Here is a 23,542-nt window from a genome sequence, read left to right as displayed (position 1 = left end):
GTGAAGCTTGAAAGGGTGGGATATGTTATGCGTATATTTTTACTGGAAGATGATGATGCAATAGCTATTGGATTAAAATATTCTCTGGAAAATGAGGGCTATCAGGTTACAGTGGCACGAACTGTGAAGGATGCCATGCAGCAAATCTCTGAAAATGCGTTTTCATTCTACATTCTGGACTTGTCCCTTCCGGATGGCAGCGGGTATGATGTGTGCAAGAAAGTTAAATCCATGGGAGATTACCCGGTCATCTTTCTGACCGTTCTGGACGATGAGGTCAATGTGGTTATGGGGCTGGACCTTGGAGCTGACGATTATATTACGAAGCCATTTCGGGTGAAAGAACTGCTTGCGCGGATGAAGAGTGTTCTGCGAAGATACAGTAAAGAGACAGTGGACGGGATTATCCGTTATAAAGAGCTGGAAGTGAATACCAACACGGCAAAAGTATACAAAAGAAAAGAAGAGGTAGAGCTGACAGCTATGGAATACCGTCTGCTTCTTATTTTGCTGAATAATAAAGGTATCGTCCTTTCACGCAATAATCTGCTGGAGAACATCTGGGACGTGGACGGAAACTTTGTAAATGATAATACGCTGACGGTGTATGTGAAAAGGCTTAGAAACAAGATCGAGGAGGATCCGATGAATCCGGTCTATATAAAAACAGTTAGAGGAAAGGGGTATATCGTAGAACATGAATCATAAAGGAACCCGAAGAATTGCCGCTGCAGGGATGGGGCTGACAGTGCTATGCACCATTTTCTGCCTGTTCTTAAATTCTGTCTGTTGGGCGGCTGTCTTATTTCTTGGAACGGCAGTGACTGCAATTTATCTGTATGAAACGTATAAGCGATATCAGAAGCTGCAGGAATTGAACGCATACCTCTCCCTCATATGTTCTGGGGAATACGATCTGGCTCTTGCAGATAACAGTGAAGGAGAGCTGTCTATACTGAAAAACAATCTTTATAAGGTAACCGTCCTTTTGCGTTCCCAGAATGAGATGCTGAAAAAGGATAAAACTTATCTGGCAGATTCTCTTGCCGATATTTCCCACCAGTTAAAAACACCACTGACATCTATGATGGTTATGACAGAGCTCTTGGAGGAAGAGGAGGATTTAGGAAAAAGAAAAGAATTCCTTTCTATTATTGATACACAGCTGAGCAAAATGAAATGGCTGATTTCTAATCTTCTGAAAATATCAAAACTTGACACAGGGACCGTTGTGTTTAAACAGGAGCAAATTCCATTAAAAGACATAATCTGGGACTGTGTTCAGCCATTTTTGATTTTAATGGATCTGGGCAATATTTCCTGGAACATGAGTGGAGAAGATGCAGTAATAACTGGAGACAGGAAATGGACGGAAGAAGCTGTTTCTAATATTTTGAAGAACTGCATAGAGCATATGGAACAGGGCGGCAGGCTGCAGATAGAAATAAAGACAGCAGGCATCTATAACTCGGTTATAATCCGGGACAATGGGAGCGGAATTTCACAGAAGGATCTTCCCCATATTTTTGAGCGGTTTTACCATGGGGAAAATGCATCTGCCGAGAGTGTCGGAATCGGACTTGCTCTGGCGAAAGCTATATTAGATAAGGAGAATGGGAAAATCAGTGTCAAGAGCCGGGAAGGGAAAGGGACGGAATTTGAAATCTATTTTTATAAAGTAATCATATGATACCAGGGTTAAAAGGCCATGTGTTTCATGTTTGCATGAAAAAGCATGATTTGGGGCCGGGCGGACAAGTGACAGAATTGTCACTTTCGATTCACTGAGGTGTAAGGTTAGTCTGATAAGATGATACCATATATTAGAAGGGAGAATTTGAAATGAAAATATTAGAGGTTGAAAATCTTTCTAAGGTTTATGGTAAAGGGGACACCATGGTGAAGGCGCTGGATGATGTTTCTTTTTCTGTAGATCACGGGGAATTTGTCGCAATCGTCGGACCCTCCGGTTCGGGAAAATCTACGCTGCTTCACATACTTGGGGGTGTGGACCAGGCGACCTTGGGGAAAGTCGTGATAGATAAGACGGAGCTTTCTTCCCTGGATGAGACTGCTCTTGCCATTTTTCGGCGCAGACAGATTGGTTTGATTTATCAGTTCTATAATCTGATTCCTATACTTACGGTAGAGGAAAATCTAACACTGCCTCTGCTTTTGGATGGAAAGAAGCCCGATAAAAGGCAGATTGAGAAGCTGATTGGGAAACTTCGACTTACCGACAGACTGAAGCATCTTCCCAATCAACTCTCCGGAGGTCAGCAGCAGAGAGTTTCAATCGGAAGAGCACTGGTCAACAACCCCGCGCTGCTTCTGGCAGATGAGCCTACCGGAAATCTGGATAGCGAAAACAGTAAGGGAATCATTGCAATGCTCCGTCAGTTCAATCATGAATTTAATCAAACGGTAATTATCATTACACACGATGAGCAGATTGCGCTGTCGGCAGACCGTATGATCGCCATCGAAGACGGGCACATCGTCAGAGATGAGGTGAATCGGTCATGAATATTGTAAACAAACTGACCCTGCGGCATCTGAAGACAAATAAAGGCAGGACGATAGTAACGATACTGGGGATTACAGTTTCAGTTGCAATGATTACGGCCGTTTTTGTTTCTATTGCATCGTTTCTGGATTTTATGGGAAGAATTACTATTTTATCCGGGGGAAACAGTCATGCTCTTTTTCAGGATATCACGCAGGAACAGCTTAAGGCAATTGAGCAGGACAGCCGGATAAAAGATGTCGGTATTACGACATTGCTTCAGGAGAACGGTTTCTATCTGGAGGGAAGCAGCTCCTACAGGGTCGGCAGCGGGCAGATACTTGCAGGTGACTTACAGTACTTAAGGCAGATGGTTACAAGCAGGTATGATGGAGAGCTTCCTGAGAACCAACACGAGATAGCGGTGGAAGAGGAATTTATAGAAAAGAACCATCTGAAATGGAAGGTAGGAGACCAGGTTACTCTGGATGTGGGCAGCCGTTTTCTTGAACAGGACGGGGAGAAGCAGTTATATTATGGCAACTATTTATCAGATGAGAAATTCACCCAGGCAGGTACAAAAGAATACAAAATTACTGCCATCTTGCACACAAACACTCCAACACGCATGGCGCAGATATTAAGGGGCATGAGTGACGAAGAAAAGCAAGAAAATGTAAATGCAGCAATTCTACTGAAAGAAGTGAATCATAAATCATTAGATACTATTAAGTCTATGGTTAAAAAATATCAGATTCAGACGGTTGAAATTAACACGGACTATCTGGAGACAAAACTTGCAATTGACGAGAACAGCAAGGTTATCACAGTGATTATTCCCATGACCGCTGTCATGCTGGTGATTATTGTGCTGGCATCGGTGGTTTTGATATACAATGCCTTTGGAATGTCACTTTCTGAGAGAGTGCGCTATCTCGGGATGCTGGCCAGTGTGGGCGCGACGAAAAGGCAAAAGAGAAATTCCGTCTATTTTGAAGGATTTCTTCTCGGCTTGGTTGGTATTATAGTCGGGATTATTGCCGGCATAGCAGGAATCTCGGTGACTTTCCAAATAGTCGGCAGGAAAATCATAGATTCCGGTATGATGCAGGGTGTAACTGACTCAGAAATGTCCATGGGTACGGTAGTTCCCATCTGGTGCATAATAGGGATTGTTATAGTAAGCACTTTGACGATATTCATCTCTTCGTTCATTCCGGCGAGAAAAGCTTCGGCAATTACGCCTATTGATGCAATCCGGCAGCAAAGTGAATGGAAATTGAAGACCCGTAAACTCAAATCTCCCTGCTACATTAGGAAAATATTTGGCTACGAGGGAGAGCTGGCACATAAGAGTCTGAAACGAAATTCCAGAAAGACAAGAGTGATCACATTTTCCATAACTCTGTCCGTTGTACTGTTTCTATGCGTAAATTATTTTTGTCAGTTGTTTATGCAGGCGGCTGATATGAGCGTAAACCTTCCTTATCAGGTGCAGGTCATGGTTACTTACGACGAGAAGGATAAGCTGGCAAAAGAGTTGGAGAATATTTCCGATATCGACGATTTTTATTGTGTAAACAGCACGTATTTTGAATATGGAGAGAAGTCACTGTATAATATGGAGCCAGGCATCACGGACAAGAAGAACCTGACAGATGCATATAAGGATCTGTTCCGACAGAAAGTAAAGCTATATGTAAACAGTATAGATGACGAAGCATTTAATGCTCTCTGCGAGGAAAATGGGCTGGGTTACCGTGACTTTTACAGCGGAACTATAAAGGGCCTGCTGATGAATAATATTTCCCATAAAGAGGGAGGTAAGAAAATCTTTACAGAAAAGGTGCTTGGAGAGCAGGTCTATCAAAAAGAAACACCAGAAAACAGCAAGGTGGAAATTGCAGGACTTATCAATTATGATAAAGAAAATTATGTCTGCAAATTGTCAGATCCTGGAGCAATTGCTGTATATGTGCCCCAAAGCTATTATTTTAAGACTGCTTATCAGGGTGTGGACTCCAGTGATTTAAGATACTTATTCGGAATTGAGACAAAGAGACATGCAGAAGTAACTGAGAAGGTATTGGCACTTTTGGACGAACAGGGGTATACGCATACCTATTGTTCAGATGTGGTAAAGATGTTCCAGACAATGAATACAGTTGGGTTTGTGATAGAAGTGTTTGTATACGGATTTGTGGCACTGATCACATTGATTACCATTGCCAATATCATCAATACAGTTTCCACTGGAATTGCATTGAGAAAAAAAGAATTTGCCATGCTCAAGTCTGTTGGGATGACCCCGCAAGGATTCCGGAAAATGATTCGCCTGGAAAGCCTGTTTTACGGTTTGAAAGCATTGATTTTTGGGATACCGCTCAGCTTGCTGTTAAGCTATGGACTTAACCGTGCGACGGGAGAGGCACAACCTTTCGAAGTGAACTGGGGGCTGTATCTGGCAGTCATCATTGTCGTATTCCTAATTATATTAATGTCGATGCAGTACTCCGTATCTAAATTAAAACACGACACAATCGTGGAGACATTAAAAGAGGAAATTTTATAAAGGGGTCAGTCCCTTTTGAGGTCCGTTTTCTTAATTGTTTGAAACAATTGAGAATTCGGCGTTCGAAAAGGGCTGATCTCTCTTTATTGTTTGAAGTGTTGGAGAAACGGTGTTACTATAAAAGCATACTAGGAGGCGCAGGAGGAGACTTATATCAATGAAAGAGAAAAGTAAAATATTGATTGTGGAAGATGATGCTTCTTTGGCTGAGGGACTAAAGAGGGCACTTGTCGCAGAAAACGTGGAGACTGACAGTTGTGCCACTCTAAAAGAAGCGAAGCTGAGGTTGAAAAAGAGCACATGGGATCTGGTTCTCCTGGATGTTAACCTGCCCGAGGGAAGCGGGCTGGATCTGCTTGCTCAGATACGAAAGGAATCGGTTATCCCTGTAATTCTCCTGACTGCGAATGATCTGGAAACAGATATTGTCAACGGCCTGGAGCTGGGGGCGGATGATTATATTACAAAGCCCTTCAGTCTGGCGGTACTGAGGGCGAGGGTGAACACACAGCTGCGGAAACAGCTTCATAAGAAGCAGCAGAACAATAGGGAGGTAAGAGTTTTTCAATCCGGAAAGTATCACTTTGATTTTCTGCGCATGGAATTTTCTGTACAAGGGAAAAGTGTGGAACTCAGTAAAACCGAACAGAAGTTACTGTTTCTTTTGACAGAGAATCAGGGGATTATTATGAGCCGCTCTGAATTACTGGACAGGATCTGGACAGGAGAGGCAGAATTTGTGGATGAAAATGCACTTTCTGTTACCGTAAAACGTCTGCGGGATAAGTTAGGTGCACAGGACAGTATTAAAACAATCTATGGTGTAGGATACACTTGGGTAAAGGAATATGAATAAAGTATTGATTGTACTAACTGTTGTCAGTATACTGGCTGCTGTGGGGACAGTGCTTTATGCACGATATAGACAGATGCGGGTCATGGAAGGTCTCGGGGAGATGCTGGAACAGGCAATGAACGGGACATTTACGGAAAGCGCATTTAACGAGACAAGGCGGTCTGCACTGGAAAACCGTCTGGCGCAGTATCTTACAGCTTCCGAATTGTCGGTCCGGAATATTGCCGGGGAAAAGAATAAGATTAAAACACTAATTTCGGACATTTCTCATCAGACCAAAACTCCTATTACCAACATTCTTCTCTATACAGAAATGCTTCAGGAGAGGGAGTTGAAGCAGGAAGATGCAAAGTATGTGGCTTCTCTACACCGGCAGGTGGAAAAGCTGGAGTTTTTGATTGCAGCTTTAGTGAAGCTTTCCAGATTGGAAACTGGAATCATCGTGCTAAAGCTGGAAGAGGGCGATATCTCTGAGTCAGTGAGGCAGGCCGTGGGTCAGTATCGAGCGAAGGTATCGGAAAAGGGATTGGAATTGGTGGAAAATTATGTGTATGCGGACGCAGTCTTTGATTACAAATGGTCTGTGGAGGCGCTATGCAACCTGTTGGACAATGCAGTAAAATATACAGACAGCGGAGAGATTACTGTTAGTGTGAAACCCTATGAACTGTTTGTATGTGTTGATGTTGCGGACACTGGGATCGGTATCCCGGAAGAAGAGCAGGCAAAAGTATTTTCCCGGTTCTACCGGTCTGCAAAAACAGCTACCCGGGAAGGGGTCGGGATTGGGCTATATCTGACCAGAGAGATTTTGGCAGAAGAAGGAGGATACCTGAAACTGGTGTCAAAGCCCGGCAAAGGTTCAGTTTTCTCTGCCTATTTTCCACGTTCGGGTTCAGCCTCCGCAGCAGGCGGAGACCGAAGTTCGGATGGCAAATATTCCGGTACAGATGATTTAAAATAGTTTTTAAATCTTTCAGAACTGTTAGAATCTTTTTGAGATGGGAAAGATTGTGGAAAGAATAATGTGCTAGGCTATATATAGTCTTGAAAAGGGGACTGTCCCTTTTGATCGCTGAAGTCTTAATTGATTGAAATAATTGAGAAAATGGAGCGCAAAAGGAACAGTCCCCTTTAATGAAGGGAGTGTTTGGTACATGACGATTTTGGAAACAAATGATCTGAGCAAAATATATGGAAAGGGGGAGAGTGAGATTCATGCACTGGATGGTGTGAATTTTTCTGTTGAGAATGGGGAATTTGTTGCTGTTGTAGGTACCTCGGGTTCCGGAAAATCTACGCTGCTTCACATGCTGGGAGGTTTGGACCGCCCCACATCGGGAAGAGTCATGGTGGATGAAAAGGATATTTTTTCTTTGAAGGATGAGGAACTGACGATTTTCCGCCGGAGAAAAATCGGCTTTGTGTTTCAGGCTTATAATCTGGTTCCCGTTTTGTCTGTATATGAAAATATTGTTTTGCCGATACAATTAGACGGGGGGACTGTGGATAAGCAATATATGCAGCAGGTGATAAAATCATTGGGTCTGAAGGAAAAACTACATAGTTTTCCCAATCAGCTTTCAGGAGGACAGCAGCAGCGTGTGGCAATTGCAAGGGCTCTGGCATCTAAACCAGCTATTATCCTTGCCGATGAGCCGACAGGGAATCTGGACAGCAGTACATCTCAGGATGTGCTGGGGCTGATGAAGATTATGAGCCGGAGATTTGCGCAGACCATTGTGATGATTACGCACAATGAAGAGATAGCACAGCTTGCTGAGCGGATTGTCAGGATTGAAGATGGAAGGATCGTGAAAAGGGAGGAATCGCTATGATAAAGGTTTCTAACCGCAAATGTATCCGAAATCTGTCGGCACGCAGTCTGAAGGCATCGAAGACAAGAAATCTGATTGCAATTCTGGCAATTGTGCTGACTACGATTATGTTTACTGCATTATTTACTATTGCGGCTTCCATCAATTACTCTTTTCAGCAGGAAAATTTCCGAATGGTCGGCGGGGACGGACATGGCAGCTTTAAGGATATAAGCGAGGAACAGATGGAAAAGCTGAGGCAGGATCCTCTCATTAAGGAATCCGGGGGACGATTGTTTCTTGGTATGACAGAAGGGGAGCCTTTCCAGAAAGCCCATGTGGAGGTAAGCTATATAGAACCGGGGGAAGTCCCTCATTATTTCTGCGAACCGAAGGAAGGAAAGCTGCCAAAAGAGGGAACAAATCAGGCGGCAACCGATACAAGAGTGCTTGAACTGCTTGGTGTAAAACCTGAGGTCGGTACCAAATTTACAATGACATACAATCTGGGAAGCGGAACAGGAGAAGAGACACCTGTTACCAAGGCTTTCGAACTTTCTGGGTGGTGGGAATACGATGAGGCTGCAACTGCGAGCCATGTGTTAGTTCCCTTGAGCTGCGCCAAAAAAGAGCTTTCTAATTATCAGCCCCAGGATAAAAGCAATCAGACCGGAAAATGGACGCTGGATGTGTTCTTTAAGAATGCAAGGCATATCGAAGAAAATATGAGACAGGTACTCAAAGATAATGGGTATCAGTGTGATGATGGAAGCAAGGATAATTTCATTGACATTGGTGTAAACTGGGGATACACAGGAGCGCAGTTTTCCCAAAAGGCAGATCCAGTAACTGTTTTTGCAATTGTGGCTCTGCTAGTGTTGATTATTTTTACTGGGTATCTGATTATCTATAATGTATTTCAAATATCGGTTGCCAATGATATTCAGTTTTATGGCCTTTTGAAAACCATTGGGACGACTGGGAGGCAGATCAGCCGGATGATCCGTTTCCAGGCGTTGGCCTTAGCCGGGTTGGGGATTCCGGTTGGTCTATTACTGGGATTTCTGATAGGGACAAAGCTTACCCCGGTCATTATGGAGCAGCTCTCATATAAGGTAGCACTTGTCAGCTATAATCCGCTTATATTTTTAGGAGCAATTATATTTGCGGTGATTACGGTACTCTTATCCTGCAGACGGCCAGGAAAAATTGCGGCCCGGGTATCTCCCATTGAAGCAGTCCGCTATGCAGAAGGCGGCAGAGAAAAGAGGAGAAAGGTTCGAAAAAAAGGCCGGGAAAAACCCTCTCTGTTTTCCATGGCCTGGGCAAATCTTGGAAGAAATCGAAAAAAGACTGTGCTGGTCATAGTTTCTCTGTCTCTGGCAGTCGTGCTGCTGAATATTGCAGTTATGTTCACCAATGGATTTGATATGGACAAATATCTCCAGAGTAAAGTAGTTACAGATTTTGTTGTAGGAAGTGCCGATTATTTTAATACGACCAATGCCGGATTTAGAGATTCAGGCCAGGCCATCACGGAGGATGTGATTTTGGATATCAACAGTCGAAAAGGTATGAAAGAATCCGGCCGTATTTATGGTCAGACTTCCTCTGTTGAGCAGCTGATGACGGAAACAGAATATCGGAAGATCTATCGGAGATGGGGAGAAAATAAGAAGACAGTGGACAAAAGAGTGCAGTGGGCCGACAAATCAGAGGACGGCAGAATTTATGAAGGAGCGCAGTTTTATGGAATGGAATCCCTGCCACTTGGCTGCCTTGGAGTGATTGACGGAGATCTTTCCAGTCTCAGCGATTCGGACAGCCATTCCATCGCAGCGGTATATATGGCGGATGACTATGGCAAGGTGGAAAAGGATTCGCACTGGGCAAAAACAGGTGACATAGTCAAAATCCGATATGTGGATGAGTATGAATACTATGATACGGATACTGGAAAGATTTTATCGGAGAAAGAAACAGACAATTATTCCGGAAACTATAATATACGGGCGGCAAAATATCATGAAGAAGAATATAGAGTGGCTGCTACCGTGACCGTTCCAAATACAGAAAGTTACCGCTACTATGGGAGACAGGAGTATGTGATGGGTGCAGATGCATTTCGGCGGGACAGCGGCACCAGTGATGTTATGACTTATTTATTCAATATGGACAGTCAAACATCTACAGCCGGAATGTCAAAATTCCTGGAGCATTATACAAATAAAGTACAAACTTCATATGATTATGAATCAAAAATGAGCTATGTGAAGGAGTTTGACGGATTCCAGAATATGTTCTCAATTATGGGAGGCGTACTGAGCGGGATTGTAGCTCTTGTGGGAATTCTGAATTTCTTTAATGCAATTTTGACCGGGATTATTACAAGAAAGCGGGAATTTGCAGTATTGCAGTCCATCGGAATGACCGGTCGTCAGCTGAAGCAGATGCTGATGATAGAAGGCCTTATATATACATTGGCAGCAATTCTTGTATCACTGATTTTCAGCCTGATATTAAGCCCACTAATCGGCAGTATGCTCACAAATATGTTCTGGTTCTTCACCTTCCGCCAGACAGAGCTTCCAATTTTGCTGATAGTACCTGTATTTGCCATACTTGGACTTGTAATTCCACTGCTGACATACCATTCGGCTGCCAAACACACAATCGTAGAGCGGCTGAGAGACACGGAAACATAAAAGGGGTCAGTCCCTTTTGCGCTCCATTTTCTTAATTGTTTCAAACAATTGAGAATTCGGCGTTCAAAAGGGACTGACCCTTTTGGATTCCTTTTTGCAATTTTTGTAAAATATTTACCTAAGTAATTTTTTCATTTATACAAATACTATTATTGTCAAAATGTTTAAAAATTATTCGGCGTTTAGCTTGAATGTGATGAAGCGGCGTGGAATTGAGCTTGCCGGCTCGCTCAGTTAAAGTTTTGACAATTATTTAGAAAGGTGGAGAATGAATATGGAGGCAAATGAAGCATTGGCAATCGCAACTGTCCCTTGTCAGCAATGGGGACAGTTGTATGAAGAAGATACGGCTTTGACAAATGGAACCGTATTTCCCGATTTGAATAAGCCTTTTTATGTTACGGATACTCTGGTGGACAGTCCGGTTACTATGGGGAAGGCGTCTACGTCATTGGATCCCAAACAGATGGAGAGGGAACAGTTGATGAATAAAATCAATCAGGTTTCTTTCTTTGTAAATGATTTGACATTATATCTAGATACCCATGGCGATGATAAAGAGGCATTAAAGGTATTGTCAGATAAAGGAAAAGAAAGAGTAACTTTATTGGACGAGTTTGCTGAGAAATATTACCCCCTTACCTGTGACTGTATTGCCAAGTGCAGCAAAGCCGGGGAAGAAAACTTATGGGCAAACGGACCGGCTCCGTGGGAAGGAGCGTGCATCTAATGTGGAATTATGAAAAAAGACTTCAATTCCCGGTAAAAATCACAAAAACCTGCCCAAAGACGGCTCAGCTGATTATCAGCCAGTATGGAGGCCCGGACGGAGAGCTCAGCGCTTCCATGAGATACCTGTCCCAACGGTATACCATGCCAGTAAAAGAGGTTGGAGGGCTATTGACGGATATAGGTACGGAAGAATTGGCACACATGGAAATGATTTGTGCCATGGTATACCAGCTGACCAGAGATCTGACAATTGAGGAAGCAAAAACAGCAGGATTTGATGCTTACTATGTGGATCATACTAAAGCATTGTGGCCCCAGGCGGCAGCCGGACTGCCATTTTCCGCAATGGAATTCCAGTCAAAGGGAGATGCTATTACAGATTTAATGGAAGACCTGGCGGCAGAGCAGAAGGCAAGAACAGTGTATGATAATCTGCTGAGGATGATACCAGATCCGGAAGTCAGAGAACCTTTGAAATTCCTTAGAACAAGAGAGATTGTTCACTTCCAGAGATTTGGAGAAGCCCTGGAAAAAATAAAGAGTACACTGGATTCTAAGAACTTCTATTACTACAATCCGGAATTTGATATGCCTTCCGGGTTCAGAAAAACGATGTAAAGCTTAAAAGGCATTCTAATATGTACTAAAAATCAAGAAAGGACAGAACTATCAGGGTTCTGTCCTTTGTAAAATAAATCAATTTTCATAAAGGGTCAGACACCCTTTATTCTTGGACAACTCCGCCTTCCACTACAATCTCATCAGGAGCAATGCTGTCCCCATATACAGGCTCCAGCGTTTCTTCAAAGTCCTTGTGGAAGAATTGTTCGTCTGCAAGTGATTTAATCTCATCATTAATCCAGTCCAGCAATTCAGTATTTCCTTTTTGAACTGCTGCTGCAATAGTATCTATGTTTCCGATGGATTCTATACCAACCTTAAAACCTTTATTCTGCAGTGCCCAGGCAAGTACTTCCGTGTTGTCTGTGGAAAATGCGTCGCCTCTGCCATCCAGCAATGCATCATAAGCTTCCTGATACTCATCAAATTTCAGAAGCTTGATGTCCGGGTAAGTTTCGGAAAAATAAGTTTCGGCTGTAGTTCCTTTTACTACGATCAATGTTTTGCCTTTCAGCTGATCTACATCTGTTATCAGAGAGTTCTCTGGTGATACGACGCCTAAAGCAACTTTCATATAGGGCAGTGCAAAGTCAACCTGTTCTTTTCTCTCATCTGTTACGGTGAAGTTGGCCATTGTGATATCTACCTTTGCAGATTTTAGATATTCCACACGGCTGGCAGCATCCAGATAAACAAATTCTACGGCATCCTCGCTTCCAAGCAGATCTTTAGCAATCCTTTTAGCAAATAAGACATCGTAACCCTGAATATCCCCGTTTTCGTCCACATATCCAAAGGGGTTCTTATCACTGAATACCCCTATTTTTATAGTTCCGTCTTTTTTAATCTCATCCAGGGAGCGGGCCTTGGCTGTGGCTCCATAGTCAGAAGTTTCGCCGGCTGAGGTTCCTGTTGTTTCGGAACTTGAACCTGCCATGTCATTTCCGTTGCTGCCGCATCCTACAAGAAGTCCTACTGTAAGGGTAACTGCCAGTAATGTGCCTAGTATTGATTTCTTCATAATGATTCTCCTCTTAAATTTAAAAATGATTTGTTTTATGCATCTATAGCTTCATAATGGAAGGTGTTTAGGAATTGTTTTGCACGTTCTGTCCTGGGTTTGTCAAAGAAGTCTGTCGGCTTTCCTTCTTCTATGATTTCTCCCTGATCCAGAAAAAGCACTCTGTCTGCAACAGCCCGTGCAAATTCCATTTCATGGGTTACAATAAGCATTGTCATGCCGTCCTTTGCCAGTTCCAGAACTACCTGGAGAACTTCTCTTACCATCTCCGGGTCCAGGGCAGCAGTGATTTCATCCAGCAAAAGTATTTCGGGATGCATCATTAATGCTCTTACAATTGCTACACGCTGCTTCTGTCCGCCGGATAATTGTCTTGGATATGCATCTTTCTTGTCCAGAAGCCCGACACGGTCCAGGAGCTGTTCTGCTTCCTGTGCGGCATCCTTTTTATCCCTTTTCTGCACTTTAAGCGGGGCCAGAAGTATATTTCCCATGATGGTCTTGTGGGGGAACAAGTCGTAACTTTGGAAAACCATGCCGATTTTCTGCCTGATTTCATGGGCATTTTTCTTTTCCCTGCTGATGGGCCGGCTTTTGAACAAGATCTTGCCTGCATCGATAGGTTCCAGCATATTTATACATCGCAGGAACGTACTTTTCCCACAGCCGGAGGGACCGACGATTACAACCACTTCCCCTTTATTAAGGGCAAATGAAAAATCCCTCAAGACGGGCTGATGCTTATCATAAGATTTTACTAAATGTTCTACTTTTAAGATTTCTTCTTCGTTTTTCATATTCTCAATCCTTTATCTTTTTTTCTAAAACGGCTGACATCCTGGAAAATGGATAACATATCAGAAAATACATGATAAAGATGGCACCGTATACCCACAAAGCCGCACCTGGAGTTGTATATCTGGATGCATCTATAATCTGCTTTCCTACCTTTACTACTTCTATAACACCGATTAAAACCACCAGTGATGTTGTCTTGATCATTCTGGTCAGCAGGTTAATCAGGGAGGGGAGCAGACGGCGCACGGTCTGAGGAATGATAATATAAAGATTTACCTGTAGCTTTGTCAGTCCAAGCCCATACCCGCTTTCATATTGATGAGCAGGAATCGATATCAGGGCACTGCGCACTAAATCCCCCAGCTCTGCTGTGCCCCAGAAAGTAAACACGATGATTGCCGCAACATCTCCCGAGAGATTTATACCTAGATGTTTGGCGGCCCCGAAATAGACAAGAAACAAAAGCACCAGCTGCGGCATGATCCGCACAATTTCCAAGTATACACGGCATAAGAACCGGACGATTTTATTTTTGCTTGTCATAATCATTCCCATAAGAATTCCAAGCGCCAGAGACAGCCCCATGGATATAACAGCAATTCTCAGTGAAACCCATAAGCCTTCCCACAGCCGTAGAAAGTTAGTTCCCTGAAACAGTACCAGTATTCCCGAATCCTGCATAGCGGACCCTCCTTTCTATCCATGTACAGATCAATGATACCGGAAGCAACAGAACAAGATAGGATAATACCAGCATCAGAAGCGCCTCGTCTGTTTTGTAATAAATTCCTATCAAATCCTTCGCTACGAACATCAAGTCCGCCAGCGCCACGGCACTGAACACAGATGTTTCTTTAATCAGAAATATAACATTTGCACACAACACAGGAATGGAAGTGGCAATCGCCTGGGGCAGCACAATATGTAAAAATGTCTGCCACCGGGTGAACCCAAGGCTGAGTCCTGATTCCAGCTGAATGTCTGACACACTGTCGATTCCGGTGCGGAAAGCCTCCGCCATATAACTGCCTCCTAAAAATGTCAGGCCGACTATAGCACAGGTCTCGGAACTAAGTACAATCCCCAGCTTCGGCAGCCCGAAATATAAAAAGAAAAGCTGAATCAAAAGCGGCGTATTCCTGGAAAGCTCGATATAGATATTTACAATTGTTTTAAGAATCGGTATTTCCAATTTTTTAATCATACTGCAGAGGAGCCCTATAAGCAGCGACAAAATAATTCCGATTAGTGCAATCGTTATTGTCATCTTTGCAGCTTCCACATATAGTGGAAAGTAATTACGAATAAACTCCATATCCATGTTTTGTGTCTCCTTCTAGTTATTCTGCACCCTGTTGTGTAGCGCTTGATAAAAATAAAACGTCGGGAGTCTGTGCAATAAAGAGCGAAGCATACTAGTCATATATGTTTTATAAGGATAGTATATTCAGGATGATTCCATTTGTCAATACTTTTTTGTGAAAAAAGGGGTCAGACCCTTTTGACCGCCGAATTCTTAATTGTTTGAAACAATTAAGAATTCGGCCAGCAAAAGGGTCTGACCCCCTTGTATATCACTGCAAAATACATTATTATAAATGAATAGTATACAGAAGACGAGAGGAAATTTTATGGAGACAATGTTTATCGGAACATGGTGGGCTCTTGTGCCGCCGCTTTTGGCCATTATTCTGGCTCTTGTAACAAAAGAGGTATACAGTTCACTTTTCATTGGAGTTGCAGCCGGGGCGCTGCTGTATGCAGGCTTTCGCCCCTGGGATTCATTTGTAGCGTTTTTTGATATTATGAAAAACAGCATAAATTTGAACATCTTGATATTTGATGTTCTGCTGGGAATGATTATTGTACTGTTGTCAAAATCAGGAGGCTCTGCGGCATACGGGGATTGGGCCGGGAAAAAGATTAAATCTAAAAGAAGTGCACTCCTGGCAACAACAGGTCTGGGAATCTTGATTTTTGTAGATGACTATTTTAACTGCCTAACAGTAGGCTCCGTAATGCGTCCGGTGACAGACCGCTTTAAGGTATCCCGCGCAAAGTTAGCTTACATTATTGATGCCACAGCGGCACCTGTCTGCATTATCGCACCTGTATCAAGCTGGGCGGCAGCCGTCAATTCCTATGTTCCGGCAGATGCCGGAATAAGCGGATTTCAACTGTTTCTGAGAATGATACCTTACAATTTGTATGCAATCCTGACGATAGTTATGGTACTTTATATCAGCATCACGGGCTTTGATTTTGGTCTTATGAAGAAACATGAAGAAAATGCGGCAAAGGGGGACTTATTTACTTCCGGGGCAGAAGAGTTTGAACAGGTCAAAAAGGAAGAAATTTCATCCAGAGGACGGGTTACAGATTTGATTCTACCGGTTCTGGTACTGATTTTCTCTGCAATCGGTGCCATGATCTATACAGGATTTCTCGGTGGGGCGACAGATATTATTACTGCATTTGCAAATTGCGATGCGGAAACAAGCCTGATATTTGCTACACTGCTTACGGTATTTTTTATGTTGGTCTTATATGTACCCCGAAGGATTATTACTTTCAAATCTTATATGGACAGTCTCGTGGATGGATTTAAAATGATGATTCCGGCGGTGACGATTTTGGTATTTGCCTGGACTTTAAAGGGAATGGGAGATGCACTGCAAATTGGTGACTTTGTAGGAAACCTGGTGAAAAGTGATACTTCTGCAAGTGTGATTATTCCGGCAATTATGTATGTGATTGCAGTATTTCTCTCTTTTTCTACAGGAACAAGCTGGGGAACATTTGCTATTCTGGTGCCGATTGCCACAGCAATGTTTCCGGGCGGGAACAATCTGGAAATGATGATTATATCAGTAGCTGCCGTACTGGCAGGGGCTGTGTGCGGCGACCACATTTCACCGATTTCCGATACCACGGTTATGTCTTCAGCGGGAGCACAGAGTAATCATATCAACCATGTGACAACACAGATGCAGTATGCGGCTATAGTTGCCTTCATATGTATTTTGGGATATATTATAGCAGGATTGGTACAGATATGGTGGATTGCGCTGGGGCTGAGTCTGGCGATTCTGCTAGTTGTTCTAACGTTTATGAGAAAATACGGAGAAGGAAAAACAAAGAAGGTGGAATCGGATGATTAAAATAGATGTACCCTACATTGACCAAAGCGTGAAGTACCCTACAGGCTGTGAGAGTGTGTCAGCTGTAATGCTGCTCAAATATTTAGGCTATGAGCTGACTGTAGATGAATTTATTACGAACTACCTGGAGTGCCGGGAAATGGAAACACGTGACGGCCGGCTCTTCGGCCCGGACCCCAACGAGTATTTCTGCGGCAGCCCCTATGAGGAAGACTCCTTCGGATGCTATGCCCTGGTGATACAAAAAGCACTGGAGAGGGCAGCGGGGGAACATTATAAATTTGTGGATGAGACAAATACACCTGAAGAGCAGCTTTTGACAAAATATATTGATAAGGGAATGCCGGTTGTATTCTGGGCATGCATCAATATGCGGGAGCCGATTGTAGGACCTAAATGGGTACTGTCAGACAGCGGAGAGGTTTTTACGTGGATTTCCAATGAACACTGTATGCTGCTTGTGGGATATGATGAGGAAGGATACTATTTCAATGATCCACATGAGAACAATGGGGTCATTAGATATTCAAAAGAACTTGTGGAGGACAGGCACAGAGCACAGCATCAGATGGCAGTGGGAGTGACAGATAGATAATTTCTATAGGTCACTTTCTTTTATTGCAACGTACTATTGGACTGGAAACAGAAGAACTATTATAATAAGAAGAGAGAATGTAATTGCTCAGGGGGGGGACGAGCTTGCATAGTCGATTTCTAGATTTTTCTGCCCTTCTGTCAAAATTACATAAATATTATGAAGTGGGGGAAACTTTCATGAATTTATTTGATTCAAAGAAGAAACTGGCACTTGCAGGTGTGCTGTGCGGTCTGGTAGCCGTATGTCTGGCTATTTTTGGAAATCCTGCAAACATGGCATTTTGTATTGCCTGCTTTGTCCGTGATACTGCAGGGGCTCTGGGACTGCACCAGGCAGAAGCAGTACAGTATGCACGTCCGGAGATTATCGGACTGGTACTGGGAGCATTTATTATTTCCGTGGCAACGAAGGAGTATAGTTCAACAGCAGGCTCTGCGCCAATGATACGATTTGTACTTGGGATGGTGCTTGTGATCGGGAGTTTAGTATTCCTAGGCTGTCCGCTGCGTATGGTGATCCGCATGTCCGCGGGAGATTTAAACGCCTGGGTGGCTTTAATCGGATTTGTCCTCGGCGTAGGGACAGGAGTCATTGCGTTGAAAAAGGGCTTCAGTCTGGGGCGCGCCTATGTCACACACAAAACCAACGGCGTTGTACTTCCGGCATTGATGATTGGCATTTTACTGCTCGCCCTGTTTACATCTCTTCTGAAAGCAAGTGAGAATGGCCCGGGAAGTATGCACGCTCCGTTAATTATGTCACTAATGGGAGGACTGATTTTTGGAGCACTGGCTCAGAAGTCCAGGATGTGCTTCGCAGGTGCCGTCCGTGACGTAATGCTGATGAGAAATTTTGACCTGATGGCAGTGATTGGCGGTCTCTTTGTTGTAATGCTGATTTTTAACATTGCAAGCGGAAGATTTGTGTTTGGATTCAATACACCGGGAATTATTGCTCACTCACAACATTGGTGGAATATTCTGGGAATGTATGCAGTTGGATTTGCAGCAGTGCTATTAGGCGGATGCCCTCTGCGTCAGCTGATTTTAGCGGGACAGGGTTCTTCTGATTCTGCTGTAACAGTGCTGGGAATGTTTGCGGGAGCAGCAGTCAGCCACAATTTTGGACTTGCTTCCAGCGGGACCGCATTAAATCCAGAAACACAGAAGGTAGTTGCAGGCGCTGTGACGACCAATGGAAAGATAGCGTTGATAATCTGCATTATTATATGTTTTGTCATTGCATTTACAAATAAGAGAGAAGGTGCTAAATCATGAAAGAAGTAGATGCCAGAGGGCTTTCCTGCCCGGAGCCTTTGATGCTCACGGGTGAAGCGCTGAAGAATACAAAAGAACCCATTAAAGTGCTTGTTACCGAACCCCATCAGAAAACAAATGTTGAAAAATTTGCAAAAAGTCGCGGCAAGACAGCGGTGTCCAGTGAAACAGAAGACGGATTTGAAATTACCATTTCTTGATTAAAGAGAAATGTAAAAAAGGGGGTCTGACCCTTTTGACTGCCGAATTCTTAATTGTTTGAAACAATTAAGAAAATGGTCCGCAAAAGGGTCAGACCCCTTTGTGAGGTGTGTTATGGAGAAGAAAAAGACATATGGGAAACTGTTAATTCTTGGGATAATTGTTATGGCGGTACTGGTCTACTTTACGGTCCCTTCGGTTAAAAAACAATTAAATAACATTGTATCTATGTTTGCTACAGGTGATTTTACCGTGGTCAGCGAATTTGTAGCCTCTTATGGGGCTTATGCGGCAATCATATCGTTTTTGCTTATGATACTACAGTCAGTGGCAGCTCCACTGCCGGCATTTTTGATTACATTTGCAAATGCAAATCTTTTTGGCTGGTGGAAGGGAGCAATACTTTCATGGACTAGTGCCATGGCAGGTGCGGCCTTGTGCTTTTTTATCGCAAGGATTCTTGGCCGGGATGCCGTAATCAAGCTCACAAGTAAGGGTGGACTGGAACAGATCGATACATTTTTTAAAAAGTATGGGAAAAATACCATCTTAATCTGCCGATTGTTGCCTTTTATATCTTTTGATGTGGTAAGCTATGCGTCGGGCCTGACGTCCATGGCTTTTGGCAGCTTTTTTATTGCAACAGGAATCGGGCAGCTGCCGGCAACGATTGTATATTCTTATGTGGGGGGAATGCTTACTGGCGGAGCAAAGTTATTTGCGACAGCTTTATTTATTCTCTTTGCATTATCAGCACTTGTGGTGCTGCTGCGCCGGATTTATACGGAGCGTCAAAAGACGAAGAATCACGATATAAACCAGCAAAGCTGATTTATTATATAAAACAAAACATCTTAATCAGGAGGGAAAAAGAAGATGAAGAAAATTATTGTATTCCTTAGCATCTTCCCTTCAAAGATGTTATAAAAGCAGACAAGGATTTTGACTGGCATGTTGTGTTTGCAGGCAATAGAGACGTGGCAGAGTCTACACAGGCCGGATGTTTCCTCTGTCTGGACAGCTGTGCGGCCGGAATTGCTGTCCACACTCTACCGGTGGGGACTACGGCTAAAGGCGGAACACAGTTTATTGCAAAGGAGGAAATTCTTCCGAATGATGGAACTACAGTTACTATAACTGTCCGCCCGGCAGAATAAGCGAAGAATAAAATGAAATGTTTTAAGGCGTTTTATAACTGCTCCATGTGGGCCATGGTAATTGCTCTGACATCATTATTTTATCTCGCGATCAAAAAGCGAGAAATCGGAACAATCTTCTCAATTGTAAACATAATCTTCTGCATGGTGTACAGCTATACCTTGTACGGAGGGAAGCGTTTGCAGGTGGTACCGGCAAGTATACTGCGTGAAGGAATGCTTCTTATTGCATTGAAAGATATAAGAGAAAAAAGAAAACAGAGAGGAACATCACTATGAAAAAGAAAGTTCTATCCATACTTTTTTGCGCTATGCTGGCAGCTTCTACGGTATTAGGCTGCAGCTCAAAAACAGAGAAGGAGGATACAAAAAACCAGAACACAAAGTCTGCCACAGAGGAGACCTCGAAAGTGGAGGCGGAAGCTGTGGATATAAAGCAAGTTTACGTAACCCCTGAATGGGTACAGAGTGTGATTGACGGGAATCAGGATGAGTCTGACAATTATGTAATTCTGGAATGCTCCTGGGGCACAAAGAAGGATTCACCTGTTTATGGAGAGGCACATATTCCGGGAGCATATCATATGAATACCGATAATATTGAAGAAGATCAGAATTGGAATATACGTTCAGGAGGAGAAATCGAAAAAGTTTTAACCGATTTCGGCATTACAAAAGACACGACAGTTATATGCTACGGAGATACCGGAGTAAATTCAGCAGATGACCGGGTAGCATTCACAGCATTGTGGGCCGGTGTGGAGAATGTGAAATGTCTGGACGGCGGCATGGAAGCCTGGACAAAAGCGGGCTATGATACGGAGGAAGGAAGCAATGAGCCGAAAGCTGCAAAAGAAGCCTTTGGCATAGAGGTACCAGCTCATCCGGAATACATTCTTACCATAGACCAGGTGAAAGAGAAACAGGAAAGTGATGACAAATTCAGGCTGGTAAGTATACGCAGTAAAGATGAATTTTTGGGAAAAACCAGCGGATACAGCTATATAGAAAAGGCTGGGGAGCCAAAGGGAGCTATCTGGGGACATGATACCGATGACGGCTCTTACTTGGACAAGGATGGCAATACAGTGGGAACAGATGTCCTGAAAAGTTACCTTTTTGAGTCCGACGCATCTCTGGATGATGATCTTGCATTCTACTGTGGGACAGGCTGGAGAGCTGCCATTCCGTTTCTGATTATGTATCAGGAAGGCTATACAAATATGAGCATGTATGACGGCGGATGGTTTGTATGGCAGAAAGACGATTCCAACCCGGTTCAGATAGGTGATCCGGCAAATGATGATGTTGAATACACAACAGTAGAAGAGTTGTCAAACGATAAAGCTAAAAAATAGGTAACAAAGTACGAGGTTAAGATATTATGATAAAAGCAGGTAAGAGACTGTATATTGCAGTCACAATATTGGAAGTGCTGTTTTTAGCAGGTTCCTATATTGTAGACTATTTTACAAGAAAGAAAATGGGAATGGCACGGTTTGTAATTTATAAAAATTATGCATGGGAAGAAAAATATCCTATGGTGACATTGTCTTATATCGTGATTATCGCTCTGAGTATTTTAACAGTAGCAGTGGTCATACTGTTTTTGCGTGTAATATTTCTGAAAAAAAGTCAGAGGACAGATAGGCGGGAGTACATCATGGTTGGAATCATGATACTGCTGACGCTACTTTATGTCTGTTTTACTCTTGCCTGCTCCAAAGAAACCCAGCGTTCCTATTATTTTGTGAGTGCGTTATATGGTATTGCTGCAGTCTTGCAGATTGTAAAAGCGGGAACAGTCCTGATCAGGAGACGAAATGAAAAAAGTGTTAAATAAAAAAGTAGTAATTTTTGCCGGAATAGTTATACTTATTTTAGTTCTAAATCATATTTACGGATGGTCTTACTATTTGAGTAATCCGCAGAATCTAACGTTTTTGGAGACGCTGGTGAAGGACAATATCTGGCTTGCGGCGGGGATTTACACAGTAATCACAATAGTTGGATGTGTGGTGCTGGCCCTTCCGGGCGTAACATTTGCCATTCTCGCCGGAGTTTTGTTTGGACCCTGGCTCGGTACAGTGTGCTGTTCCCTTGCAACAACAATTGGTGCCGGCCTTGCATTTCTGGCAGGAAGGTTTTTTCTGCAGGACAGCATCAGGCCGGTGGCAAAGAAAAACAAATATTTGAAAAAGCTGCTGTTCGATGAAACCGGCAAAAATGAAATATTTGTACTTATGATTACAAGATTGGTTCCGCTGTTTCCCTTTAATTTGCAAAATTTTGCTTATGGCATAACAGACTTCAGCTTTGGTACGTACTTTTTGTTCTCGTTCCTTTTCATGATTCCCGGGACTGCCATGTACACTTTAGGAACGGCCGGATTGGTCGATAAGGAAAACCGCTGGCTGTACATAGGTATGGCAGCGTTGCTCGCAATAGTGGTCATTGGATCAGGAAAGTTCTTCCAGAGGAAATATGTTACGTCGGATGAAGGGGAAAAGTAAAATGGATGATCAGAATATGACGTTGGACGCATCTAAGTGTATTCACTGTGGCAGGTGTACCGAAAACTGTGTTTTTTTAAAAAAATATCATATTGATATCGGAAATACAAAAAAGTTGAAGGAACTGGCATATCACTGCTTCTTATGCGGAAAATGCAGCAGAGTATGCCCGGAGAAGATTGATGGAAGAGAGATTATTCTAGACATTCGTAAAGAAAGGGTAAGAAAGAACCGAGGCAAAATGGATGAGAAAGGATATGAACTTCTCATCAAAGAAAAAGAAAAATATATATTTCAAAATTATCGCCATGTTCAGAAAGGTACAGTGCTGTTTCCGGGATGTAATTTCTCTTCTTTTTATCCAAAAACAACACAGTTAGTCTATGAAATGCTGAATGAAAAACAGGAGACAGGACTTGTCTTTGACTGCTGTGGGAAGCCCATAGAGGAGATTGGAAAAAGCCCGGAGGCTGAAGCAACTATAAAAAGGATAAATTCCAGATTTCTGGAGGCAGGCGTAACCGAGGCTATTATGATCTGTCCCAATTGCTACTATTTCCTGAGAGACAAATTGGAAGTGAAGGTGGTCAGTATTTATGAGAAGTTCCAGGAACTGGGTATGGGAAAAAGCCTGGAGAAAGAGGAAATACATATTTTTCAGCCCTGCCCTGACAGAGCAGCAGGGGAATGGATACAGCATATGGCCCACTTTTTGCCGGAAAAGGTGCACTATATTGAGGATGTACAGTGCTGTGGCATGGGAGGCTGTGCCGGAGTAAGGGAGCCTGAACTGGCAAGGGAACTGCCCCGTAGCATAAAAGAGAAAGGATATAAAAATATATACACTTACTGTGGAACCTGCGGAGGAAATATGACAAGAGCAGGGTGCAGAAATGTTCACCACCTGGTTGCAGATATTACAGGAAGCAAGGAGGAGGCTGACACAAAAAAGTCACTCCTAAACCGTGCAAAAATAAAATTCAAATAGAACATAGTGGGGATGCGAA

Annotated in this window: 25 protein-coding genes; 21 read left to right on the top strand and 4 right to left on the bottom strand. The window is 43.1% G+C overall.

All coding sequences use genetic code 11. The features are described from left to right. Positions 1-27 precede the first annotated feature (27 nt). The 10 genes from BN3456_RS06945 (at position 28) to BN3456_RS06895 (ending at position 11,806) form a co-directional block, all read left to right on the top strand. A complete protein-coding gene (locus BN3456_RS06945; RefSeq protein ID WP_089983412.1) occupies positions 28-708 on the top strand; it encodes a response regulator transcription factor in 681 nt (226 codons plus the stop codon). Beyond that, positions 698-1,690: a sensor histidine kinase gene (locus BN3456_RS06940; protein WP_089983411.1), complete on the top strand. Its 993-nt coding sequence runs from the start codon at positions 698-700 to the stop codon at positions 1,688-1,690. The genes BN3456_RS06945 and BN3456_RS06940 overlap by 11 nt, the downstream gene beginning before the upstream one ends. 152 nt (positions 1,691-1,842) lie before the next feature. Then, positions 1,843-2,526: an ABC transporter ATP-binding protein gene (locus BN3456_RS06935; RefSeq protein WP_089983410.1), complete on the top strand. Its 684-nt coding sequence runs from the start codon at positions 1,843-1,845 to the stop codon at positions 2,524-2,526. Next, positions 2,523-5,078, top strand: coding sequence for an ABC transporter permease (locus tag BN3456_RS06930; RefSeq protein ID WP_089983409.1), 2,556 nt, complete (start codon positions 2,523-2,525; stop codon positions 5,076-5,078). Before BN3456_RS06935 ends, BN3456_RS06930 begins: the two co-directional genes overlap by 4 nt. 157 nt (positions 5,079-5,235) lie before the next feature. Continuing rightward, the gene (locus tag BN3456_RS06925) at positions 5,236-5,934 is read left to right on the top strand and encodes a response regulator transcription factor (RefSeq protein ID WP_089983408.1); all 699 of its coding nucleotides are present in this window, start codon (positions 5,236-5,238) and stop codon (positions 5,932-5,934) included. Further along, positions 5,927-6,898, top strand: coding sequence for a sensor histidine kinase (locus tag BN3456_RS06920; RefSeq protein ID WP_089983407.1), 972 nt, complete (start codon positions 5,927-5,929; stop codon positions 6,896-6,898). The genes BN3456_RS06925 and BN3456_RS06920 overlap by 8 nt, the downstream gene beginning before the upstream one ends. A gap of 193 nt (positions 6,899-7,091) precedes the next feature. Next, positions 7,092-7,772: an ABC transporter ATP-binding protein gene (locus tag BN3456_RS06915; RefSeq protein WP_089983406.1), complete on the top strand. Its 681-nt coding sequence runs from the start codon at positions 7,092-7,094 to the stop codon at positions 7,770-7,772. Then, the gene (locus BN3456_RS06910) at positions 7,769-10,456 is read left to right on the top strand and encodes an ABC transporter permease (RefSeq protein WP_242862825.1); all 2,688 of its coding nucleotides are present in this window, start codon (positions 7,769-7,771) and stop codon (positions 10,454-10,456) included. Before BN3456_RS06915 ends, BN3456_RS06910 begins: the two co-directional genes overlap by 4 nt. Positions 10,457-10,730: 274 nt before the next feature. Next, positions 10,731-11,186: a spore coat protein CotJB gene (locus BN3456_RS16260; protein WP_242862824.1), complete on the top strand. Its 456-nt coding sequence runs from the start codon at positions 10,731-10,733 to the stop codon at positions 11,184-11,186. Beyond that, the gene (locus BN3456_RS06895; protein ID WP_089983405.1) at positions 11,186-11,806 is read left to right on the top strand and encodes a manganese catalase family protein; all 621 of its coding nucleotides are present in this window, start codon (positions 11,186-11,188) and stop codon (positions 11,804-11,806) included. The genes BN3456_RS16260 and BN3456_RS06895 overlap by 1 nt, the downstream gene beginning before the upstream one ends. Before the next feature lie 106 nt (positions 11,807-11,912). Here the strand turns inward: BN3456_RS06895 and BN3456_RS06890 are convergent, their stop codons facing one another. Genes BN3456_RS06890 through BN3456_RS06875 form a run of 4 tightly spaced genes read right to left on the bottom strand, consistent with a single transcriptional unit; the run spans position 11,913 to position 14,949 of the window. Beyond that, the gene (locus BN3456_RS06890; protein WP_089983404.1) at positions 11,913-12,830 is read right to left on the bottom strand and encodes a cysteine ABC transporter substrate-binding protein; all 918 of its coding nucleotides are present in this window, start codon (positions 12,828-12,830) and stop codon (positions 11,913-11,915) included. Between the two features lie 35 nt (positions 12,831-12,865). Next, positions 12,866-13,627: an amino acid ABC transporter ATP-binding protein gene (locus BN3456_RS06885; RefSeq protein ID WP_089983403.1), complete on the bottom strand. Its 762-nt coding sequence runs from the start codon at positions 13,625-13,627 to the stop codon at positions 12,866-12,868. 4 nt (positions 13,628-13,631) lie between these two features. Next, a complete protein-coding gene (locus BN3456_RS06880) occupies positions 13,632-14,309 on the bottom strand; it encodes an amino acid ABC transporter permease (RefSeq protein WP_089983402.1) in 678 nt (225 codons plus the stop codon). Continuing rightward, on the bottom strand, positions 14,269-14,949 hold the full coding sequence (locus BN3456_RS06875; protein WP_089983401.1) for an amino acid ABC transporter permease: 681 nt from the start codon (positions 14,947-14,949) through the stop codon (positions 14,269-14,271). The genes BN3456_RS06880 and BN3456_RS06875 overlap by 41 nt, the downstream gene beginning before the upstream one ends. A 310-nt stretch (positions 14,950-15,259) precedes the next feature. Here BN3456_RS06875 and BN3456_RS06870 point away from each other — a divergent pair, with 310 nt between their 5' ends. From BN3456_RS06870 to BN3456_RS06820, 11 genes are all read left to right on the top strand, one after another. After that, the gene (locus tag BN3456_RS06870; RefSeq protein WP_089983400.1) at positions 15,260-16,789 is read left to right on the top strand and encodes a Na+/H+ antiporter NhaC family protein; all 1,530 of its coding nucleotides are present in this window, start codon (positions 15,260-15,262) and stop codon (positions 16,787-16,789) included. Further along, a complete protein-coding gene (locus BN3456_RS06865) occupies positions 16,782-17,384 on the top strand; it encodes a C39 family peptidase (protein WP_089983399.1) in 603 nt (200 codons plus the stop codon). The genes BN3456_RS06870 and BN3456_RS06865 overlap by 8 nt, the downstream gene beginning before the upstream one ends. A gap of 179 nt (positions 17,385-17,563) precedes the next feature. Next, complete coding sequence (yedE, locus tag BN3456_RS06860) at positions 17,564-18,664, top strand: YedE family putative selenium transporter (protein WP_089983398.1); 1,101 nt, start codon at positions 17,564-17,566, stop codon at positions 18,662-18,664. Continuing rightward, on the top strand, positions 18,661-18,864 hold the full coding sequence (locus BN3456_RS06855) for a sulfurtransferase TusA family protein (protein WP_089983397.1): 204 nt from the start codon (positions 18,661-18,663) through the stop codon (positions 18,862-18,864). The genes yedE and BN3456_RS06855 overlap by 4 nt, the downstream gene beginning before the upstream one ends. Before the next feature lie 115 nt (positions 18,865-18,979). Next, entirely contained in the window at positions 18,980-19,696 is a 717-nt protein-coding gene (locus BN3456_RS06850) for a TVP38/TMEM64 family protein (RefSeq protein ID WP_089983396.1), read from the top strand. 146 nt (positions 19,697-19,842) lie between these two features. Continuing rightward, complete coding sequence (locus BN3456_RS06845) at positions 19,843-20,022, top strand: hypothetical protein (protein ID WP_089983395.1); 180 nt, start codon at positions 19,843-19,845, stop codon at positions 20,020-20,022. A gap of 12 nt (positions 20,023-20,034) precedes the next feature. Next, positions 20,035-20,301: a hypothetical protein gene (locus BN3456_RS06840; RefSeq protein WP_089983394.1), complete on the top strand. Its 267-nt coding sequence runs from the start codon at positions 20,035-20,037 to the stop codon at positions 20,299-20,301. Continuing rightward, complete coding sequence (locus tag BN3456_RS06835; RefSeq protein WP_089983393.1) at positions 20,298-21,380, top strand: sulfurtransferase; 1,083 nt, start codon at positions 20,298-20,300, stop codon at positions 21,378-21,380. The genes BN3456_RS06840 and BN3456_RS06835 overlap by 4 nt, the downstream gene beginning before the upstream one ends. Before the next feature lie 26 nt (positions 21,381-21,406). Continuing rightward, complete coding sequence (locus BN3456_RS06830) at positions 21,407-21,865, top strand: hypothetical protein (RefSeq protein ID WP_089983392.1); 459 nt, start codon at positions 21,407-21,409, stop codon at positions 21,863-21,865. After that, complete coding sequence (locus tag BN3456_RS06825; RefSeq protein WP_089983391.1) at positions 21,846-22,535, top strand: TVP38/TMEM64 family protein; 690 nt, start codon at positions 21,846-21,848, stop codon at positions 22,533-22,535. Before BN3456_RS06830 ends, BN3456_RS06825 begins: the two co-directional genes overlap by 20 nt. Before the next feature lies 1 nt (position 22,536). Further along, the gene (locus tag BN3456_RS06820) at positions 22,537-23,523 is read left to right on the top strand and encodes a (Fe-S)-binding protein (RefSeq protein ID WP_089983390.1); all 987 of its coding nucleotides are present in this window, start codon (positions 22,537-22,539) and stop codon (positions 23,521-23,523) included. Positions 23,524-23,542: the final 19 nt, after the last annotated feature.

Origin of the sequence: Clostridium sp. C105KSO13 (assembly GCF_001517425.1) — a bacterium.
Taxonomy (GTDB): Bacteria; Bacillota; Clostridia; order Lachnospirales; family Lachnospiraceae; genus Muricomes.
This window is presented reverse-complemented; position numbering and strand designations above follow the sequence as displayed.

Coding starts and splice junctions, on each gene's coding strand:
- BN3456_RS06945 (WP_089983412.1), top strand. CDS start 28: ATGCGTATATTTTTACTGGAAGATGATGATGCAATAGCTATTGGATTA.
- BN3456_RS06940 (WP_089983411.1), top strand. CDS start 698: ATGAATCATAAAGGAACCCGAAGAATTGCCGCTGCAGGGATGGGGCTG.
- BN3456_RS06935 (WP_089983410.1), top strand. CDS start 1,843: ATGAAAATATTAGAGGTTGAAAATCTTTCTAAGGTTTATGGTAAAGGG.
- BN3456_RS06930 (WP_089983409.1), top strand. CDS start 2,523: ATGAATATTGTAAACAAACTGACCCTGCGGCATCTGAAGACAAATAAA.
- BN3456_RS06925 (WP_089983408.1), top strand. CDS start 5,236: ATGAAAGAGAAAAGTAAAATATTGATTGTGGAAGATGATGCTTCTTTG.
- BN3456_RS06920 (WP_089983407.1), top strand. CDS start 5,927: ATGAATAAAGTATTGATTGTACTAACTGTTGTCAGTATACTGGCTGCT.
- BN3456_RS06915 (WP_089983406.1), top strand. CDS start 7,092: ATGACGATTTTGGAAACAAATGATCTGAGCAAAATATATGGAAAGGGG.
- BN3456_RS06910 (WP_242862825.1), top strand. CDS start 7,769: ATGATAAAGGTTTCTAACCGCAAATGTATCCGAAATCTGTCGGCACGC.
- BN3456_RS16260 (WP_242862824.1), top strand. CDS start 10,731: ATGGAGGCAAATGAAGCATTGGCAATCGCAACTGTCCCTTGTCAGCAA.
- BN3456_RS06895 (WP_089983405.1), top strand. CDS start 11,186: ATGTGGAATTATGAAAAAAGACTTCAATTCCCGGTAAAAATCACAAAA.
- BN3456_RS06890 (WP_089983404.1), bottom strand. CDS start 12,830: ATGAAGAAATCAATACTAGGCACATTACTGGCAGTTACCCTTACAGTA.
- BN3456_RS06885 (WP_089983403.1), bottom strand. CDS start 13,627: ATGAAAAACGAAGAAGAAATCTTAAAAGTAGAACATTTAGTAAAATCT.
- BN3456_RS06880 (WP_089983402.1), bottom strand. CDS start 14,309: ATGCAGGATTCGGGAATACTGGTACTGTTTCAGGGAACTAACTTTCTA.
- BN3456_RS06875 (WP_089983401.1), bottom strand. CDS start 14,949: ATGGATATGGAGTTTATTCGTAATTACTTTCCACTATATGTGGAAGCT.
- BN3456_RS06870 (WP_089983400.1), top strand. CDS start 15,260: ATGGAGACAATGTTTATCGGAACATGGTGGGCTCTTGTGCCGCCGCTT.
- BN3456_RS06865 (WP_089983399.1), top strand. CDS start 16,782: ATGATTAAAATAGATGTACCCTACATTGACCAAAGCGTGAAGTACCCT.
- yedE (WP_089983398.1), top strand. CDS start 17,564: ATGAATTTATTTGATTCAAAGAAGAAACTGGCACTTGCAGGTGTGCTG.
- BN3456_RS06855 (WP_089983397.1), top strand. CDS start 18,661: ATGAAAGAAGTAGATGCCAGAGGGCTTTCCTGCCCGGAGCCTTTGATG.
- BN3456_RS06850 (WP_089983396.1), top strand. CDS start 18,980: ATGGAGAAGAAAAAGACATATGGGAAACTGTTAATTCTTGGGATAATT.
- BN3456_RS06840 (WP_089983394.1), top strand. CDS start 20,035: ATGAAATGTTTTAAGGCGTTTTATAACTGCTCCATGTGGGCCATGGTA.
- BN3456_RS06835 (WP_089983393.1), top strand. CDS start 20,298: ATGAAAAAGAAAGTTCTATCCATACTTTTTTGCGCTATGCTGGCAGCT.
- BN3456_RS06830 (WP_089983392.1), top strand. CDS start 21,407: ATGATAAAAGCAGGTAAGAGACTGTATATTGCAGTCACAATATTGGAA.
- BN3456_RS06825 (WP_089983391.1), top strand. CDS start 21,846: ATGAAAAAAGTGTTAAATAAAAAAGTAGTAATTTTTGCCGGAATAGTT.
- BN3456_RS06820 (WP_089983390.1), top strand. CDS start 22,537: ATGGATGATCAGAATATGACGTTGGACGCATCTAAGTGTATTCACTGT.